The 16,710-nt window shown below is 36.9% G+C and carries 16 protein-coding genes; 3 read left to right on the forward strand and 13 right to left on the reverse strand.

Annotation, left to right across the window (positions count from 1 at the left end; all coding sequences use genetic code 11):
- Positions 1–21 precede the first annotated feature (21 nt).
- A complete protein-coding gene (locus MM214_RS11750; protein WP_241295674.1) occupies positions 22–909 on the reverse strand; it encodes a DUF4886 domain-containing protein in 888 nt (295 codons plus the stop codon).
- A gap of 121 nt (positions 910–1,030) precedes the next feature.
- On the opposite strand from MM214_RS11750, the gene MM214_RS11755 reads away from it, so the two are divergent.
- Complete coding sequence (locus tag MM214_RS11755; RefSeq protein WP_241295675.1) at positions 1,031–1,621, forward strand: YceI family protein; 591 nt, start codon at positions 1,031–1,033, stop codon at positions 1,619–1,621.
- 595 nt (positions 1,622–2,216) lie between these two features.
- On the opposite strand, the gene MM214_RS11760 is transcribed toward MM214_RS11755, so the two are convergent.
- The 12 genes from MM214_RS11760 to MM214_RS11815 all read right to left on the reverse strand — a co-directional run bounded on the left by MM214_RS11760 (position 2,217) and on the right by MM214_RS11815 (position 11,512).
- Positions 2,217–2,663, reverse strand: a complete 447-nt coding sequence (locus tag MM214_RS11760; protein ID WP_241295676.1) for a hypothetical protein — start codon at positions 2,661–2,663, stop codon at positions 2,217–2,219.
- The gene (locus MM214_RS11765; RefSeq protein ID WP_241295677.1) at positions 2,660–3,808 is read right to left on the reverse strand and encodes a DUF4221 domain-containing protein; all 1,149 of its coding nucleotides are present in this window, start codon (positions 3,806–3,808) and stop codon (positions 2,660–2,662) included. Before MM214_RS11765 ends, MM214_RS11760 begins: the two co-directional genes overlap by 4 nt.
- Positions 3,809–4,542: 734 nt before the next feature.
- Entirely contained in the window at positions 4,543–5,418 is an 876-nt protein-coding gene (atpG, locus tag MM214_RS11770; RefSeq protein WP_241295678.1) for an ATP synthase F1 subunit gamma, read from the reverse strand.
- Positions 5,419–5,498: 80 nt separating this feature from the next.
- Positions 5,499–7,076, reverse strand: coding sequence for a F0F1 ATP synthase subunit alpha (atpA, locus tag MM214_RS11775; RefSeq protein ID WP_241295679.1), 1,578 nt, complete (start codon positions 7,074–7,076; stop codon positions 5,499–5,501).
- A 34-nt stretch (positions 7,077–7,110) separates the two neighbouring features.
- Complete coding sequence (gene atpH, locus MM214_RS11780; protein WP_241295680.1) at positions 7,111–7,671, reverse strand: ATP synthase F1 subunit delta; 561 nt, start codon at positions 7,669–7,671, stop codon at positions 7,111–7,113.
- Between the two features lies 1 nt (position 7,672).
- Positions 7,673–8,167, reverse strand: a complete 495-nt coding sequence (locus MM214_RS11785; protein WP_241295681.1) for a F0F1 ATP synthase subunit B — start codon at positions 8,165–8,167, stop codon at positions 7,673–7,675.
- Between the two features lie 81 nt (positions 8,168–8,248).
- Positions 8,249–8,509: an ATP synthase F0 subunit C gene (gene atpE / locus MM214_RS11790; RefSeq protein WP_014771320.1), complete on the reverse strand. Its 261-nt coding sequence runs from the start codon at positions 8,507–8,509 to the stop codon at positions 8,249–8,251.
- Between the two features lie 40 nt (positions 8,510–8,549).
- Positions 8,550–9,569, reverse strand: a complete 1,020-nt coding sequence (gene atpB / locus MM214_RS11795; RefSeq protein ID WP_241295682.1) for a F0F1 ATP synthase subunit A — start codon at positions 9,567–9,569, stop codon at positions 8,550–8,552.
- Positions 9,569–9,976: a hypothetical protein gene (locus MM214_RS11800; RefSeq protein WP_241295683.1), complete on the reverse strand. Its 408-nt coding sequence runs from the start codon at positions 9,974–9,976 to the stop codon at positions 9,569–9,571. Before MM214_RS11800 ends, atpB begins: the two co-directional genes overlap by 1 nt.
- A gap of 24 nt (positions 9,977–10,000) precedes the next feature.
- On the reverse strand, positions 10,001–10,255 hold the full coding sequence (locus tag MM214_RS11805; protein WP_262916630.1) for an AtpZ/AtpI family protein: 255 nt from the start codon (positions 10,253–10,255) through the stop codon (positions 10,001–10,003).
- The gene (locus MM214_RS11810) at positions 10,215–10,640 is read right to left on the reverse strand and encodes a bactofilin family protein (protein ID WP_241295686.1); all 426 of its coding nucleotides are present in this window, start codon (positions 10,638–10,640) and stop codon (positions 10,215–10,217) included. The genes MM214_RS11805 and MM214_RS11810 overlap by 41 nt, the downstream gene beginning before the upstream one ends.
- A 2-nt stretch (positions 10,641–10,642) precedes the next feature.
- Positions 10,643–11,512 (reverse strand): M23 family metallopeptidase, encoded by an 870-nt coding sequence (locus MM214_RS11815; RefSeq protein ID WP_241295688.1) that lies wholly within the window; start codon positions 11,510–11,512, stop codon positions 10,643–10,645.
- Positions 11,513–11,626: 114 nt separating this feature from the next.
- Between MM214_RS11815 and porW the strand changes: the two genes are divergently transcribed.
- Positions 11,627–14,248, forward strand: coding sequence for a type IX secretion system periplasmic lipoprotein PorW/SprE (porW, locus tag MM214_RS11820; RefSeq protein WP_241295690.1), 2,622 nt, complete (start codon positions 11,627–11,629; stop codon positions 14,246–14,248).
- A gap of 18 nt (positions 14,249–14,266) precedes the next feature.
- Positions 14,267–16,543, forward strand: a complete 2,277-nt coding sequence (locus MM214_RS11825; RefSeq protein WP_241295692.1) for a penicillin-binding protein 1A — start codon at positions 14,267–14,269, stop codon at positions 16,541–16,543.
- Positions 16,544–16,710: the final 167 nt, after the last annotated feature.

The raw sequence follows: 16,710 nt of genomic DNA on the forward strand, positions 1-16,710 counted from the left end.
TTCTGAATTTCAGGAGAGATTTTAATCTACAACTAATTCGGGCAAATATTCTTCTAACAGTGTAACTTCATCTGGATTTAGAATAGCACCATGCGCTGCCAGTTGAGCGATTTTCAAGGCTGTTTCGTCCATATCGCTTGGGCCAAAACTATTTCCAACTACACTTATTCCTGTCAAAGCCTCAAACCAAGTAGAAGCTGCGGTATATCTTCCTATAGTATAACTAAGGTGATAACCATCTCTTGTGAAATTGTCGCCCAGCAAAGTTTTTCTAGCATTTTGAATCGCTGTGCCTGAAGGGACGACATAATCTAGCCCTAAAGCATTACTCACTTTTCTTGCAGTGTTTGTAATTGCCGCATACATTGTCTCCTGATCATGGTTATAGTTAGAAAACCCATCATGTGTAGAGTTCTCTGCGTATGCCCAAGTTTGATGTAGCCAATATTTTGCTTCTGAATTGGTAGCTAAACTTTTTGTGTATGCTAGCAAATTGGATAGAGGCTCTATGTACGTTTCATATTTTCCTGAGTTATTGCTGACCTGCTGAAAGCTAATGTAATCCCAATCTTCATCCAATATTGCAGTTTCAATTTTAGTACTTTTCAAAACGACTTTGCCTTGCTTAGTTACTTTGCGGTATTCATAAGCGGCCTTGTTCTCTTGCGCATTTTGCCAATGCAAATCCAGTGATGCTCCACCTATGTATAGATTTCCTATGACAAGTTCAATATTTTCAGATGCAGCTAAATCATATAGATAGTTTTCTATGGCATCCTCAGAAAAACTGTTTCCAATAGCTAGGATTTTTATAACATTGACCTTTTTCTCAAGGGAGATAAAACTCGTAATTGGAAAGGCAAGAAATAGTAGTATTGCAATTAGTGAAAATTGATGAAGCTTTTTCATTTTGAGTTTATTAGATAGTAATGATAATTACTTTAAAATACATAAATTCGTCAGGATTTGGGCTAAACCCTACATGGGATTACCTGTCTAAATACCATTAATTTAAAACCAATCACAAAATATGAAATTATTCACTACATTGAGCCTAGCCATTGGAATAGTGGGCTCATTATTTTTGTCAAATCCTATTGAAGATTTGACTGTAAACAAATCAGAAAGTACAGTGGACTGGAAGGCGGCAAAGGTCACTGGTGAGCATTACGGTAAAGTTAGCATTGCTGATGCAAAGCTAGATTATGAAAATGGTAAAATTCTAGGAGGAAGCTTCGAGATCGATATGACCACCATCACCGTGGAAGACATCAAAGATGCCAACTCCAATAAGCGCCTTGTGGATCATTTGAAGTCGGATGATTTTTTCTCCGTAGAAAAGCATAAAAAATCTACCCTGAAGATTACAGAAGCCAAGTCAAGCAATGGAAAAGACTATGAAATCAAGGGTGATTTGACGATCAAAGGAATTTCTCATCCAGTGGTTTTTCCTGTCAAAGTAAGCGAAGAAGGCAACAAAGTAATTGCAGCAGGTACGATCAAGTTTGATAGAACTAAGTATGATATCAAATACAGGTCTGGCAACTACTTCGAAAATCTTGCAGATAAAGTGATCTATGATGAGGTGACGTTAGAGGTGAGATTGGTAGGGGTGAAGTAGGTTGTTACATATATATGGTGAAAAAATAAAAGCTGACGCTCAGGGTCAGCTTTTATTTTTGTTTAGAGCTTCTAAACTAATAACAGGTGATTTTTGAAACCTTGCTGTGATTGAATTGCTTTTTCTTTTAATTTTATTTTTTTCAAAAGATATAAACGATGCTTATTGTAAATCCATAATGTATTACTGACAGCAAAGGGAAGAAAGTTTCTGTCGTACTGCCTATCAATGAATTCAATGCTCTTTTGGAAGAGTTAGAAGAATTGGAAGATGTAAAACTTTATGATAAAGCGAAAAGTGAAGATACAGGTGAACGTATTTTATTTTCGGAGTACTTGAAAAGTAGAAAAACAAAAGATGCCTAAGTATACAATTGTATTAACTAGAAAAGCCCAAAAACTTTTAGATAAACTTTCTGATAAAATTGCGGAACCTATTCTTGCAACAATTGCAAATTTAGAGAAGGTTATAGGATAAGAACTGGTAGTTAACGATTAATCTAGGACATTATTGATGTCAAGCGTTTTGTGGGATTAATCACGCTTGTACATATGGTGTAGTTTTGCGTTGTCAAAAATTCTTTTTTGCCTGAAAATCATGACTTTGATTGGGCATAAAAACTTATGATCTCTTTTATTGTTTCCTTATTAAGTTCCCAAAAATTTGTAACTATTCCATTTTCATCAAACTCTACTAGATAATTTACATTTGCTGCTAAGCCTACACTTTCAACTACTTCTCTATGGATTTCATAAAACTCAAATTTATTAATATCTCTGTTTTTATAAACCGTATTCTTAGCAAATAAAATGGTTTTTCTTTTATTGATTTTAATAGAATCCAGGTAATCTATTAAAAACCCTATTTCCTCTATGCAGGGATCACAAAAATCATTGAATAACATTATTAGCAATTGATTATTTCTTGGGATTTCAATTTTATTCATTAAAGCAGAAATATTCTCATGTTTATTAGAACTATTTTTATTCTCACATGATTTCAAAGCTAATAATAATACAATGTAACTAAATAAATATTTCATTTTCTTACTGCTTTAAATACTCCGAAAACTAAATTTAAATCATTATCGACGTACAAGTCCTTTTTAGTGAAAAACAATCCCAAGCTATTAGTAAATGATTCCTCAACCCAATACTTTGAATCCAATTCTATCTCATCAATTATTTCAAAATTCTCATTAAAAAAAATAAGATAACCAGGTTTGCTATAGGCTGTTGAATAAGTGAATTCATCTATTTTCTTTGGCTGACTTCCCCAATGAGTCCTAAAATATAATCCACTTTGCTTGTCGTATTGTACATGAAGAAACCATGTTTCTGTAGCCCTAAAGTTATATTCTGGATCATTTTGACTTAGCTCTATATTAGATGAAAAACGACTTTTTCCTCCATAACTTGCTGTAATTCCTTCTTTAATATCATAAGAATAAATGTTAGACTCTACAGGAAATCCGTAGATCAATTTGCTTCCTATATATGAAAGATTGGGCATTCTCTCTCCAACTTTACCTTTTTTGGACTGAATAAATTCTGAAAAATATACTGGTAGAAATTCAAAATTTTCATTTTTCAAATAAAATTTGAGTACTATTGGATGCGACAAAGATTTCTCGACCCCATTATAAATACCATAATCAAAATAATGAGTATAAACCGCCTGTTCTCTAGGGTCATAGTGAATACTTGCGTCGTTATAATTAATCATAAATCCAATTTCAGAGCCATCTTCTCCTTTTATGGTTGTTTCATACTCGTTTAAAATCCTACCATCAATATTGATAATTCTCATCTTTTGATCTTGTATCACAAAAATTGAATCAAGATTATGCACAAGCATTTTGGAAATTCTACTCGGAATTCCATCAGGTCCTTCCCTATTTAAGGAGGTAGACTGAATTACCTTCCCCTTACTCAAATTAATGAGATCTAAAGTAAAAGAACGTTCGTTATGACCTATGTAAAACTCGTCACCTCCATGAGTGTATAAAGAAAACAAATTATAAATAGGTGAACCTATAGAATCTAAAGGGATCACTAAATCCCTAACATATTCAAGAGATACTATTTCCTTATCTGAAGACGAATTTTCAATTAAATACTCATTTGGCAACCTTTGACAACCAAAAAACAATCCCAATAGAATAAAAGCAATAAATTTATTATACATAATTTTAACAGAGTACATATACGTGATTTAATCATAAAAAATCAATAAACTGAGAGGAAACACCTCTCAGTTTTAAAATATCAATTGCAATTATAACAAACGCACGAATCGCCAGTTGAAGAATAACCACAATACCTATAATTGCTATGAGTACATCTTGAGCCTTGCTTGCACTTTTCTCCTATCATTACACTCTCGAGTCTTGTCGCCATTGCAACATTTCCTAACTCAATCAGTGTAATAGAAGGAAGAACTTTTCCTTCTTCAAATTCTAAACTGACCATAATATTCAGTACCAGCATTAAACTAAATGCGCACGCAGCTGTCCAACGTAGCAATTTACTTGTTTTTAAATGGTTTTTCATTGTTTTTTGGTTTTGTTGTGAATAATGAATTACCTTAAATGTTTTATTAATAAATAAGGTTATACTAAGAAAAATAGAAAAATAGAAAAATAGAAAAATAGAAAAATAGAAAAATACAAGACCTTAGTTGAATAAATACATTTCTAATTTCTATTTATGAGATACGAGATTGATTAACCTTCGATATTACTTTGAATTTGATCTTTATCTTCGGGAAAAAAACTCAGTGAAGAAAATAAAGGTGGCTCCAAAGGGTAGGTTTTTGAACAAAAAGTAGTGTAAATTCATAAAAAAAACCACAAACTCCTCAGCTTGTGGTTTTTTATGTATGTAAATCTTCCCGATAGCTTTCGGGACATAATTCTAAAATTACTTTCCTCCAAGTGCATTGGCACCAGCTACGATCTCTAGGATCTCGTTGGTAATAGCTGCTTGACGAGATCTGTTATACATAAGCCTCAAGTCTTTCAGTAGTTCACCAGCGTTTTCAGTAGCTTTATCCATCGCAGTCATACGAGCGCCATGTTCAGAGGCATTGGATTCCAATATGGCTTTGTAGAATTGGATTTTCAATGAAGTAGGTACTAGCTCTTCTATGATGTAAGATCTAGAAGGTTCAAGGATGTAATCCGTTTCTGATTTTTTTACGTCTGACGCTAATTCTTCAGAAGACATTGGTAAAAACTGCTCCGTGATTACTTCTTGGGTAGCTACATTTTTGAAATGATTGTACACCAATACCACCTTATCGTATTTTCCTTCGGCGAAAGCTCCCATAGCATATTCAGCGGCGAACTTTACGTTGTCAAAACTTACGTCAGAGAATACTTGATAATAGTCAGCAATAACATTCAATTCTCTCTTCTTAAAAAACTCGTAAGCTTTTTTGCCTAAAGGGAGCACAGTCACTTGAGCTGTGGCATAATCCTGAAGTATAGTAAGGCTAGTAGCTTTCAATACATTGGCATTGAAGGCACCACAAAGACCCTTATCTGAAGTCACAGGGATGATTAAAACACTCCTGACTTCGCGTTTTTCAGCATAAGCGATATCAGCCTGACCTTCACTAGCGGCAGATACATTGTTCAGAATATTCGTCAACTTTTGCGAATATGGTCGCATTTGTGTGATCTTATCCTGTGCTCTTCTTAGCTTCGCTGCCGCAACCATTTTCATAGCCTTGGTGATCTGCTGAGTAGACACTACTGAATTGATTCTTTCCTTTACTTCCTTTAAGTTAGCCATACTTTAGATTGATATGGAGGGGTATTTTTTATATAAGCAACCTCGGAGACCTTAGCCTCCAAGGTTGATATGATCTATAATTATTTTGCGTATTTAGGAGATAATTCCTTAGCTGCTGATTCTAGTAATTTACCAGCAGTATCTAGATCACCCTTTTTGATAGCTGTAAGCGCTTCAGGATAGCTAGCTGCTAGCAAGTTGTAGAATTCTTTTTCAAATTCTCTAGCTCTTTCTACAGGAACTGTATCCATCAAACCTTTGGTAGAAGCATAGATGATTGCAACTTGGTTTTCTACAGCTACAGGAGCATATTGAGCTTGCTTCAAGATTTCTTGGTTTCTTCTACCTCTTTCGATCGTTCTCTTAGTAGATGCATCTAGATCAGAACCGAATTTAGAGAAAGCTTCCAATTCACGGAATTGCGCTTGGTCAAGCTTCAATGTACCCGCTACTTTTTTCATAGACTTGATCTGAGCAGATCCACCTACTCTAGATACAGAGATACCTACGTTGATCGCAGGTCTGATACCTGAGTTGAAAAGGTTTGTTTCCAAGAAAATCTGACCATCTGTAATAGAGATCACGTTAGTCGGGATATATGCAGAAACGTCAGACGCTTGTGTTTCAATGATAGGAAGTGCAGTCAATGAACCTCCACCTTTTACCAAATGCTTGATAGATTCAGGAAGGTCGTTCATTTCACTAGCGATCTTGTCAGAAGCATTGATTTTTGCAGCTCTTTCAAGCAATCTTGAGTGAAGGTAGAATACATCACCTGGGTACGCTTCACGACCTGGAGGTCTTCTCAATAGTAGAGATACTTCACGGTAAGCTACTGCTTGCTTAGACAAATCATCATATACTACCAATGCTGGACGTCCGGTATCACGGAAGAACTCACCAATAGCTGCACCTGTAAATGGTGCAAAGAATTGCATAGGAGCAGGATCAGATGCTGCAGCAGATACTACAACAGTATAAGGAAGAGCGCCACCTTTTTCTAAAGCTGCTACCACACCCGCTACTGTGGAAGCCTTCTGTCCTACAGCTACATAGATACAGAATACAGGCTCACCTTTGTCGTAAAATTCTTTTTGGTTGATAATGGTATCGATCACAACAGCTGTCTTACCAGTCTGACGGTCACCGATTACCAATTCACGCTGGCCTCTTCCGATTGGAATCATAGAGTCAATAGACTTGATGCCAGTCTGAAGTGGCTCGTTCACAGGCTGTCTGTAGATCACACCTGGAGCTTTTCTTTCCAATGGCATATCATAAAGTTCTCCTGCGAGAGGGCCTTTACCGTCGATTGGGTTACCCAAGGTATCTACTACTCTACCTAGCATACCTTCACCTACCTTGATAGATGCGATTTGCTTGGTTCTTTTTACAGTGTCACCTTCTTTTACTTGCTTAGAGTCACCGAACAATACGGCACCCACATTGTCCTCTTCAAGGTTAAGTACCATTGCTTTTAGTCCGTTTTCGAACGCAAGCAATTCACCAGCTTGAGCTTTGGAAAGTCCATAGATACGGGCTACACCATCACCTACTTGAAGGACGGTACCCACTTCTTCCAGTTCAGCCTCAGTTCTAGCTCCAGAGAGTTGTTCTCTCAATATCGCCGAAACTTCATCAGGTCTTACTTCTGCCATTATTGAATATGATTAAATGTTATTGCTATGATTTTTAAATTTTACTTTCGTAGTGATTTTGAGAAAACTCAAGCTTCAAAGCTTTCAGTTTGCTGCTCAGTGATTCGTCTAGTTGTCTATCATTGACTTTTAGTACAAATCCCCCGATCAAATCACTGTTGATTTTTTCGTTCAATGTTACTTTCTCCAATCCAGAGATTTCTTTGACAGTAGCGATGAATTTTTCTCTCAGCTCCTCTGTGATCGGGAAAGTTGTAGTCAATTCAGCTACTTGAATACCATTGTGTAGGTTATACTGCTTTTGAAATTCTCTAGCGATATCCAGCAAAAGATTTGCTCTGTTTTTTCGAGTTACGATGTCGAAAAAAGCTAAAGTCAAAGCATTACCTGACTTTTCAAAAAGCGCTTTCAATACCTTCAATTTTTTATCAAAAGTCACGATGGGACTATTCAAGCAAAGAGCCAGCTCTCTGTTGTCACTTGCCATTTTGACCAGCTGATTCATATCGGCTAGCACCTCATCTAAGGCGTTTTTTTCAATGGCAAGCTCTACTAGAGACTTGGCGTATCTGGAGGAAACTCTGAATTCAGACATCTTAGTTCAGGTTTATATCTTTTACCATATCGTCTACCAAAGCTTTCTGAGCAGCGTCGGTAGCAAGATTTTTTCTTAATAGTTTCTCTGTTACTTCTAAAGTAAGCTGTGCTACTTGATTTTTCACTTCAGTGAGGGCAGCTTTCTTCTCATTCTCGATTACTCCTTTTGCTGATTCGATCATCTTGGCACCTTCAGTAGCAGCGGCTTGTTTTGCATCTTCGATCATCTTGGCAGCAGCATCATTGGCTGTTTTCAAGATGTTATCTCTTTCAATTCTTGCTTCTTGAAGTAGTTTCTCGTTTTCAGCCTTAAGGTTTGCCATTTCAGCTTTAGCTTGCTCAGCTGCTTTGAGAGCATTTTCAATGCTTGTTTCTCTTTCTTCAAGAGCACTCAATATCGGCTTCCAAGCAAACTTTACTAAGATGAATAGCAAGGCAAGGAATCCAATCAATTGCCAAAATATAAGTCCAGAACTAGGTATTATAAGATCCATTTATTTTTATGTTATAATTTCGGATTTGTTCAAATCAAGAGAAGGGATTGGCCAATCGCCAATCCCTCTTTTCTTTTGTTCTTAGAAAGTAAGACCTCCTGCGTTCAATGCAATAAGTAGACAAACTACTACCGCAAACAGGGATACTACCTCAATAAGAGCTGCAATGATCAACATGGCAGTCTGAACTTTACCAGCAGCCTCTGGCTGACGAGCAATAGATTCCATAGCCTGACCACCAATTCTACCGATACCTAGACCTGCGCCAATCGCTACAATTCCAGCACCGATACCTGCACCCATAAGTGCTAATCCAGCAGACAATAATAATGAAGTTAACATACGTGTGTATTATTTATAAATTGAACAAAGAAATTTCTAATTAATGATGCTCATGCTCAGCTACAGCCCCACCAATATACATGGCAGTGAATAGCGTAAATACATAAGCTTGGATAGTGGCTACCAAGAGTTCGATTACATTCAAGAATGTCACCATCAAAGTACTCACTACGCCTATCGCATAAGATTCAAAGATGAAAACCAATGCGATAAAAGCTAATATCACAATGTGACCCGCAGTGATCGCTACAAATAGACGGACCATCAAGGCAAATGGCTTAGTAAATAAACCGATGATTTCTACAGGTACAATTACCAACAATAATGGAACTGGAACTCCTGGCGTCATGAATACGTGCTTCCAGTATTCTTTATTTCCATTCACATTGACAATGATAAATGTCAAAACAGCAAGGGTAGCAGTCACAGCGATGTTACCTGTCAAGTTAGCTGCACCTGGGAGTAATCCCATTAAGTTTCCTATCCAGATAAAGAAAAATAATGTCAACAAATATGGGACGAACTTCTTGTATTTCGGCCCTATAGATTTGTAAGCAATTTCATCTCTTACGAATATTACGATAGGCTCTAAGAACGAAGCTACACCTTTAGGTGCTTTTACTCCATTTTTCTTGTAGTGAGAGGAGGCCGATATTACTAGGAATCCCATTACGATCACTACTAAAAACAGCATGGCCACATTTTTGGTGATAGATAAATCTACAAAAGACCCTCCGTCTGCTCTGTGTAAATGTTCATGAGCATCTATATAATAAACGCCCTGACCATGTGCCTCTCCGAATCTGTGTGTTTCGTGGTCTTGAAAATCTGATGACATGAAGAACTCAAGTCCTCTATCAGACGAATACAAAATCACAGGTAAGGGAAGTGTAACATGCGTATGTCCTAAGGTGGTGAAGTGCCACTCATAGGAGTCTTTTATGTGGTGCATGATAAAACTAGTTTTATCTTCTTCGTCACCCGAAGCGAATGTTGGGGTGGAGAATGTCAGCAAAAGAGCTGAGAATAAAACGCTTAAGCAAAGAAACTTACGGAACATCAAATCGTATTTTTATGACCTATTTTTGAATGCGGGCGCAAATTAGCTATTAACCCGTATATATCAAATATTAAGTAGAACAAATAAATGACAAAGAAATTAACTACAAACAGAATTATATTTTCGATATCCAAAAGCAAGAATATCACTACAAAGCCTAAGCTTGCCATAAATCTTATCGCTGTAGCTCCTAAGAGGATATTAGATGAATTTTCTTTGCTAATTTTCATTAAGTATTGGACAAATGCACCCGTTACCCAAGTCAATAAAGCAAAAAAAGATAGAATTTTCCAGATTGTATCATGCACCCAGGTTGGCTGTATGTGATTCTGAAGGATATAAATCAATCCCGCCAAAACTAATGTTAAAGCGATAATCCTTACTGTGAATGTTTTGATACTAGACATGCCTCTCTGAATGAAGGCGCAAAATTAAGGCTTTTTTCTCTTATCTTCTATCTTATTTTCATTTTTAAGTGACTGAAAAAGTTGATAAAAGGCTATTGCTATAGATAAAAAACAAAAAAGTAACAGCCAAACAGGAAAATCTTGCTCACTTTTCTTCTGAATCAGCCAACCTATCCATGTGCCAAGGCCGATGATCCCACATAGCTGAAAAGACAAACCTATGTATTTTATATAGCCATTATCGTTGCTCGATGAGGACTTTTTCTTTAGGTGCTCCAATTTTTAGATTTTGATTAGTAGCTTGAATCGTATCTCCCATGTGGCAGGCTCCATTGAAGGATGCGCCGTTTTCTATGACCAGCTTTTGTGTGAAAATGTCTCCCCGAATTTGTGCTGTTTTTTTGAGAAACAATATTCCTTTACAATGAATTTCTCCGTGGACTATTCCTGAGATTTCAGCTTCAATTGAATAAAGATTGCCATTTACAAATGCTGATTCTCCAATTACTATTTTATTTTTAGAGTCTAAAGTTCCATCTACTTTTCCCTCTACCCTGATATTTCCTTGTGCTTTGATATCACCTTTGATTACGGTCTCCTTCGAAATTACATTACTAGAATTGACCATTTCAACAACAGATTTGTCGTCTTGTCTCTTAAACATGTTTAATTAAATGTTATGAATTCTTGGGGATTAAGTGAGTTTCCTTTGTACCACAGCTCGAAGTGAAGGTGCTGACCTGTGGTAAGTTCTCCAGTATTTCCTATTATCGAGATGATTTCTCCACCTTTTATTACATCTCCTACAGATTTCAATAATACGGAATTATGTTTATAAAATGAAACCAATTCATTGGCATGTTGTACACCGATGACATAGCCGGTCTCCAAAGTCCATGATGCTATCAAGACGGTCCCTGCTGCGATAGCCTTGACGGGCTCATTCTCTGAAGCTACGATGTCTATTCCAAAATGTCCCATTTGGGGATTGTATGCAGAGACCACCACCCCTCTCAATGGGGGGAAAAAATAGGCGTCAGAAAAGGAAGTAGAAACTAGACTTTTTGAGTTATTGTAATCCATAGCTATACCCCTAAATTCACTTTCTATGGATTTGGTAGCTTCACTTTTTTCAAAAAGATCAATTTCCTTAGTTGTATTCCTTTGTGAATTTGTTGTGCTCTCATCTATATCAGCAGCTTGTTCAGTATCTCCTGAGATTACTCTTTGGATATTTTTCACATACAGGTCTCTCTGCTGTACTTCTACTACAAGTGAATCTACTATATCAGCCAGTTCCAATATCCTAGCTGTGTTCTCGGTTTCCAAATATTCAGGATCAAACCAAGCTTTCAGAAATGTCCTAGAGGCTATCAAAGAAAATCCAATACTTATAAAAAAAAAGAGAATTAAAATTAGACCTAATTTCAGCTTGGTTATACTCAAGGAGGTGATCACAGAAAAGTCCTCTTCTTTTCTAATTACGAATAAAAACTTTGTTTTTAACCAACTCCTTGATTGCTCTCTTAAACCCAATTTCTTTTAATTTAAATGATTTTCTTTTTTTCAAAAATATAATATTAATCCAAACCGTTTAATAAATTGATTGATTTCCTTTACTTTGGATACTTATTATTATTGAACTCAGCAATGAAAACGCACTATTACGGCCTATTCTTATTTTTCTTGCTGTTTTTTTCAGCCTGTTCCTCTGAAAAGAACACTTTTACCAATAGAATGTATCATAACACAACCTCTAGATACAATGCGTATTACCTATCCAATCTCAAAATTCAAGAACTAGAGCAAGCTATAGAGAAAAAACACAAAGAGGACTTTAGTCAAGTGCTTCCCATATTTTATCCTATAGATAGTGCACTGATTGATGAAAACAAAGAACTGTTGAAAGAGGCAAGAGAATTTTCATCTAAAGCCATAGATTGGCATAGGATCAGTAAATGGGTGGATGATAATTATTTTTTGATTGGTATGGTAGAGTACTATAAGGCGGACTTTGATGATGCCATCAATACCTTTAAGTACCTAAATGTAAACAGTAAAGACCGTAATCTAAGACACAGGAGCTTAATTCAACTTCTAAGGATCTTTGTAGATCTCAAACAGTACGATGATGTAGTATATGTCATCGATTACCTGTCCAAAGAGCAAAAAATAAGTGCAGAGAATAGATTTCTTTTATTCCAAACATTGGGACATTATTATCATGCTCAAGAAGATACAGAAAGTAAAATTGGAGCCCTTGATAGGGCAGTAGGATATGCCAAGGACAAGAAAGTGAAATCGAGACTAAACTTCATTTTGGCTCAACTTTATCAGCAAGAAGGCTTAGATGCTTTGGCTTATGATTATTATCAGGAGTCATTGAAAGGAAATCCACCCTATGAGAGGAGTTTTTATGCTCAACTTTATTCTCAGCAAGTGGCAGAACTGAACAAGTCAAAGGATATCAAGAAAGTAAGAGCTTATTACGATGACTTGTACAAAAATTCAAAAAACAAGGATCTCAGAGATGTAATTCTCTATGAAAAGGCTTTGTTCGAATTGAAGCAGGAAGAGAAAGAAGAGGCTGTTAGTTTGCTCAAGAAAGCAACCAAAGAAGAAGGTAGTAATCCAATCCAAAAAGGATATATCTACAGAAAACTCGCTGAAATTAGCCTTGAGGATGAAAAAGACTATAGGACTGCTAAATATTATTTGGATAGTGCTTTGATGAATTTCCGACCCAAAGATGTCGCCTATGATCAGATCAGTAAGCAAAAAGGTGTTTTGGACGAATATGTCATCCATTTTGAAACGATCATTACCAATGACAGCTTAATCAATCTTTCTAAACTTACTCCAGAACAGCAAGAGCGTATAGCAGAAAATTTTATAAAAGCAGAAGAGGATAGACTGATCCAACTAGCGGCCTCCAAAGAAAAAGAGAAAAATAGCAATAAGATATTTGATAACCTGCTGGCTTTTAGCGGTAAGTCTTCAGGCTCTGGGGAGAGTTTTTATTTTGATAATCCAGGAGCTATGCAGCAAGGAACAATAGATTTTGCCAGAAACTGGGGCAATAGGCCACTCACTGATAATTGGAGAAGGAGTTCACAAAGCTTTGCTACATCATCCATGAATCAGCTGGAAGAGAATACTCCTATTGATGATGAGGTCAAAGAGGAAAGTGTTTTTTCTGAAATACCTTCCAAAGCCTCACTCCTTAGTGCTATTCCAAAAACAGAGGATGATATCAAAAAATTGAATGATGAACTAGAGGTGGCTTATTTTGAATTAGGGAAATTGCTATTCTTTGACTTTAAGGAACCAGAGTTTTCGGTGGAAAATTTAGAAAGACTGATTACTACATATCCTAATACTAATAAAAAACCTGAGGCTTATTATATTTTGCACCTTGCGCTAAAGGAAAAAGGCGGAAATGCAGAACTTTACAGTCAAAGATTGAACAGAGAGTTTCCAGAGTCCCCATTCACCTATTCAGTAAACAACCCCAACAAATTGTCTGGAAATCAAGCATATTTAGCCTCTTCTGAGAACTACAAAAAAGCTTATGAACTGTATCAAATGCGTGAATACTCAAATGCAAGAAGTATTCTGAGGAATACTTTAGAAGAATATCCATTGACTAGAAATACCGATAAAATTTTGTTGTTAGATGTGATGATTTCTGGAAAGATAGATGAAAGGGATCGTTATCAAAGTAGATTGGAAAACTACATTCAAAGCACTGAAAATCCTGAATTGTCAAAAATGGCAAGGAATATGCTAATTGCCCTTACAGGGGAAAAACCTGTAGACAATGTGGCTGAAAGTCAAGACGAAGATGCTAATCTGGGTAGTGAAAATGCTACAAAAGAAGAGACTAGTGATGCTTCTACTACTTCCTACAAAGAAAATCCTAATCAAACCCATATCTTTGTAATCGTATTGGAGGCAGAAAAATCCAAGGAAGCCAAAGGGCTCTTAGCAGATTTAGAAAACTTCCATAAAGCTAATTTTGCAAACGCTCGTCTGAGGACGGGAAATATGAACCTTAACAGAGATAATGCCATTTACATCGTAAGTCCATTCAATAATGCCGAAAAGGCAGTAGATTATAGAAAAAAATTCCTGGAAAGTTTTGAATCGTCTTCACTCACAGAAATAGAGAAAGCAAATACTTTTCTCATTTCAATAGAGAATTTCCAAGAGTTGAATAAGCAGAAAAACATAGAAGATTACAGAACTTTCTACAAAAAAACGTACAAATAATATATCTCAATCATAAAAATGACCCAAAAATTAATTAAGTATATCTGGATCATATTCCTAGCTGGATTTTTTGGTTTTATCATCTTCATTTGGTCGGTAAGTGTAAACTTTCTCGGACTCTATGGAGAATTGCCTAATTTCAAAACTTTAGAAAACCCTCAAAGTGAATTAGCTTCCGAGCTTTACTCATCGGATGGCGTATTGTTGGGTACTTATTTCAGAGAAAATAGGAGCCCAGTCACCTATAACGATCTTTCTCCAAATATCATCAACGCCCTGATCGCTACTGAAGATATCCGATTCAAAGATCACTCGGGGATTGATTTCCAAAGTATGGGGAGGGTTCTTTTCAAATCTCTCATCCTGCGCCAAGGTGCGGGAGGAGGAAGCACCTTGTCTCAGCAGACAGCCAAAAACCTATTTAAAACTAGAACACAAGAATCTCAAGGATTATTGAGTAGGATTCCTGGTCTAAGGATGCTCATTATCAAGACCAAGGAATGGATAGTTGCAGCAAAACTTGAGAAGGCCTACACCAAAAATGAGATCTTGACATTGTACCTGAATACCTCGGAGTTTGGTAGTAATGCTTATGGCATAAAAACAGCTGCAAAAACATTTTTCAACAAAACCCCAAATGACTTGAACTTGCAAGAGTCAGCAGTGCTAGTCGGTTTGTTCAAAGCACCTACTTACTACAGCCCAGTTTTCAATCCTGATAACTCTCTGAGAAGGAGGAATACAGTGCTTACCCAAATGTACAAGTACGATTATTTGTCTAAACCTGAACTAGATTCATTGAAAGCTTTGCCCATAGAGCTTGACTATAGGGTGCAGAGTCACAATCAAGGTCAAGCACAATACTTTAGGGAGGTCATCAAAGAGGATCTGATCAAGTGGACTAAAGAAAACCTCAAGACTGATGGTACTAGCTATGACCTATATGGAGATGGTCTTAAAATATATACCACAATAGACAGCCGTATGCAACGCTATGCCGAGGAGGCTGTAGACGAGCATATGAGGGATCTTCAGAAGCGTTTTGAACAAGAGATGGGGACTAGAGACCCCTGGATTGATTCGAACGGGAGGGTTATTCCTAATTTCCTCGAGACTCAAGTCAAAAGAACAGAAGCCTACCGGAACTTGGTGAAGAGATATGGGTCAAACACAGATTCAATAGATATCAAACTCAATGAAAAAAAGAAAATGAGGGTGTTTTCTTGGGATAAGGGAGAGTTGGATACCCTATTTAGTACGATGGATTCTTTGAGATATTATAAGAAGCACCTACAGACTGGATTTGTGTCTATGGATCCGCTTACTGGGCATGTCAAGGCATGGGTCGGTGGTGTAAATCAAAAATATTTCAAATATGATCATGTCAAGAAAGGTAAAAGACAACCTGGTTCTACTTTCAAGCCATTTGTATACGCTGCTGCTATAGAAAATGGTTACAGTCCTTGCTATACTGTCATAGATCAACCTGTGGAAATCAACATCCCTGGCCAGCCTACATGGAGTCCAAAAAATGCGGATAACAAGTTTTCTTATCAGAAGATGACCATCAGAAAAGCAATGGCACAATCTGTCAATTCGGTGACGGCCTATATGATGAAGAAGCTTAGCCCTAAAGTTGTGATAGAGACTGCAAAAAGATTAGGAATCACCAGCGAACTTGAAGAAGTCCCTGCATTGGCTCTTGGTACCACAGATGTTTCGATTTATGAAATGGTAGGTGCCTTTGGTACTTTTGTCAACAAAGGCGAGCACATCACACCTTTCTATATCGATAGGATAGAAGATAAGAATGGAAACCTTTTGTATCAGTTTACGCCCAAGAAAAGACCAGCGATCTCTGAGGAGCATGCTTACTTGATGGTCTATATGCTGAGAGGAGGATTTGAGGAAGGAGGAGGCACTTCTCAAGGTGTGCCGTACACACTCAGAGACGGAGGAAATGAACTTGGAGGAAAGACTGGAACTACACAGAATGCTTCTGATGGATGGTATATGGGGATAAGTAAGGATTTGGTGTCAGGAATATGGGTAGGAGGTGATGATAGAGCGATACACTTCAGGAGCTGGATCAATGGTCAAGGTGGACGTACGGCTCGACCTATTTGGGTCAAGTATATGGAGAAGGTGTATGCAGATCCTTCTTTGGGGATTACCAAAGGGCCTTTCCCAAGACCAGAGAGACCACTAAGTATAGAGATCAATTGTGATCAATATGAGATGCAAAGTAATCGATTCAGTGACTATGACTATGATGCTAGAAGAAATGATTTTTAGTGATATATTTTGAAATCATCTTTTAGAGAAATTTAGTTACATAGGCCTGCCATCATTTTATTGAAATTCTGATTTGGCTTTTGCTGATGTATGTGGAGGATTTAATCCCTGTTCTATTGTTTAAGAAATGATATGACAGGGATTTTTTTATTATAACCCTGCTTTTG

Origin of the sequence: Belliella kenyensis, assembly GCF_022549675.1 — a bacterium.
Taxonomy (GTDB): domain Bacteria; phylum Bacteroidota; class Bacteroidia; order Cytophagales; family Cyclobacteriaceae; genus Belliella; species Belliella kenyensis.

Bases quoted from the DNA above. Each gene is read 5' to 3' on its own strand.
- porW (WP_241295690.1), top strand. From the start codon at position 11,627: ATGAAAACGCACTATTACGGCCTATTCTTATTTTTCTTGCTGTTTTTT.
- MM214_RS11785 (WP_241295681.1), bottom strand. From the start codon at position 8,167: ATGGATCTTATAATACCTAGTTCTGGACTTATATTTTGGCAATTGATT.
- MM214_RS11760 (WP_241295676.1), bottom strand. From the start codon at position 2,663: ATGAAATATTTATTTAGTTACATTGTATTATTATTAGCTTTGAAATCA.
- atpA (WP_241295679.1), bottom strand. From the start codon at position 7,076: ATGGCAGAAGTAAGACCTGATGAAGTTTCGGCGATATTGAGAGAACAA.
- MM214_RS11765 (WP_241295677.1), bottom strand. From the start codon at position 3,808: ATGTATAATAAATTTATTGCTTTTATTCTATTGGGATTGTTTTTTGGT.
- atpG (WP_241295678.1), bottom strand. From the start codon at position 5,418: ATGGCTAACTTAAAGGAAGTAAAGGAAAGAATCAATTCAGTAGTGTCT.
- MM214_RS11810 (WP_241295686.1), bottom strand. From the start codon at position 10,640: ATGTTTAAGAGACAAGACGACAAATCTGTTGTTGAAATGGTCAATTCT.
- MM214_RS11750 (WP_241295674.1), bottom strand. From the start codon at position 909: ATGAAAAAGCTTCATCAATTTTCACTAATTGCAATACTACTATTTCTT.
- MM214_RS11825 (WP_241295692.1), top strand. From the start codon at position 14,267: ATGACCCAAAAATTAATTAAGTATATCTGGATCATATTCCTAGCTGGA.
- MM214_RS11800 (WP_241295683.1), bottom strand. From the start codon at position 9,976: ATGTCTAGTATCAAAACATTCACAGTAAGGATTATCGCTTTAACATTA.
- atpE (WP_014771320.1), bottom strand. From the start codon at position 8,509: ATGTTAACTTCATTATTATTGTCTGCTGGATTAGCACTTATGGGTGCA.
- atpH (WP_241295680.1), bottom strand. From the start codon at position 7,671: ATGTCTGAATTCAGAGTTTCCTCCAGATACGCCAAGTCTCTAGTAGAG.
- MM214_RS11755 (WP_241295675.1), top strand. From the start codon at position 1,031: ATGAAATTATTCACTACATTGAGCCTAGCCATTGGAATAGTGGGCTCA.
- atpB (WP_241295682.1), bottom strand. From the start codon at position 9,569: ATGTTCCGTAAGTTTCTTTGCTTAAGCGTTTTATTCTCAGCTCTTTTG.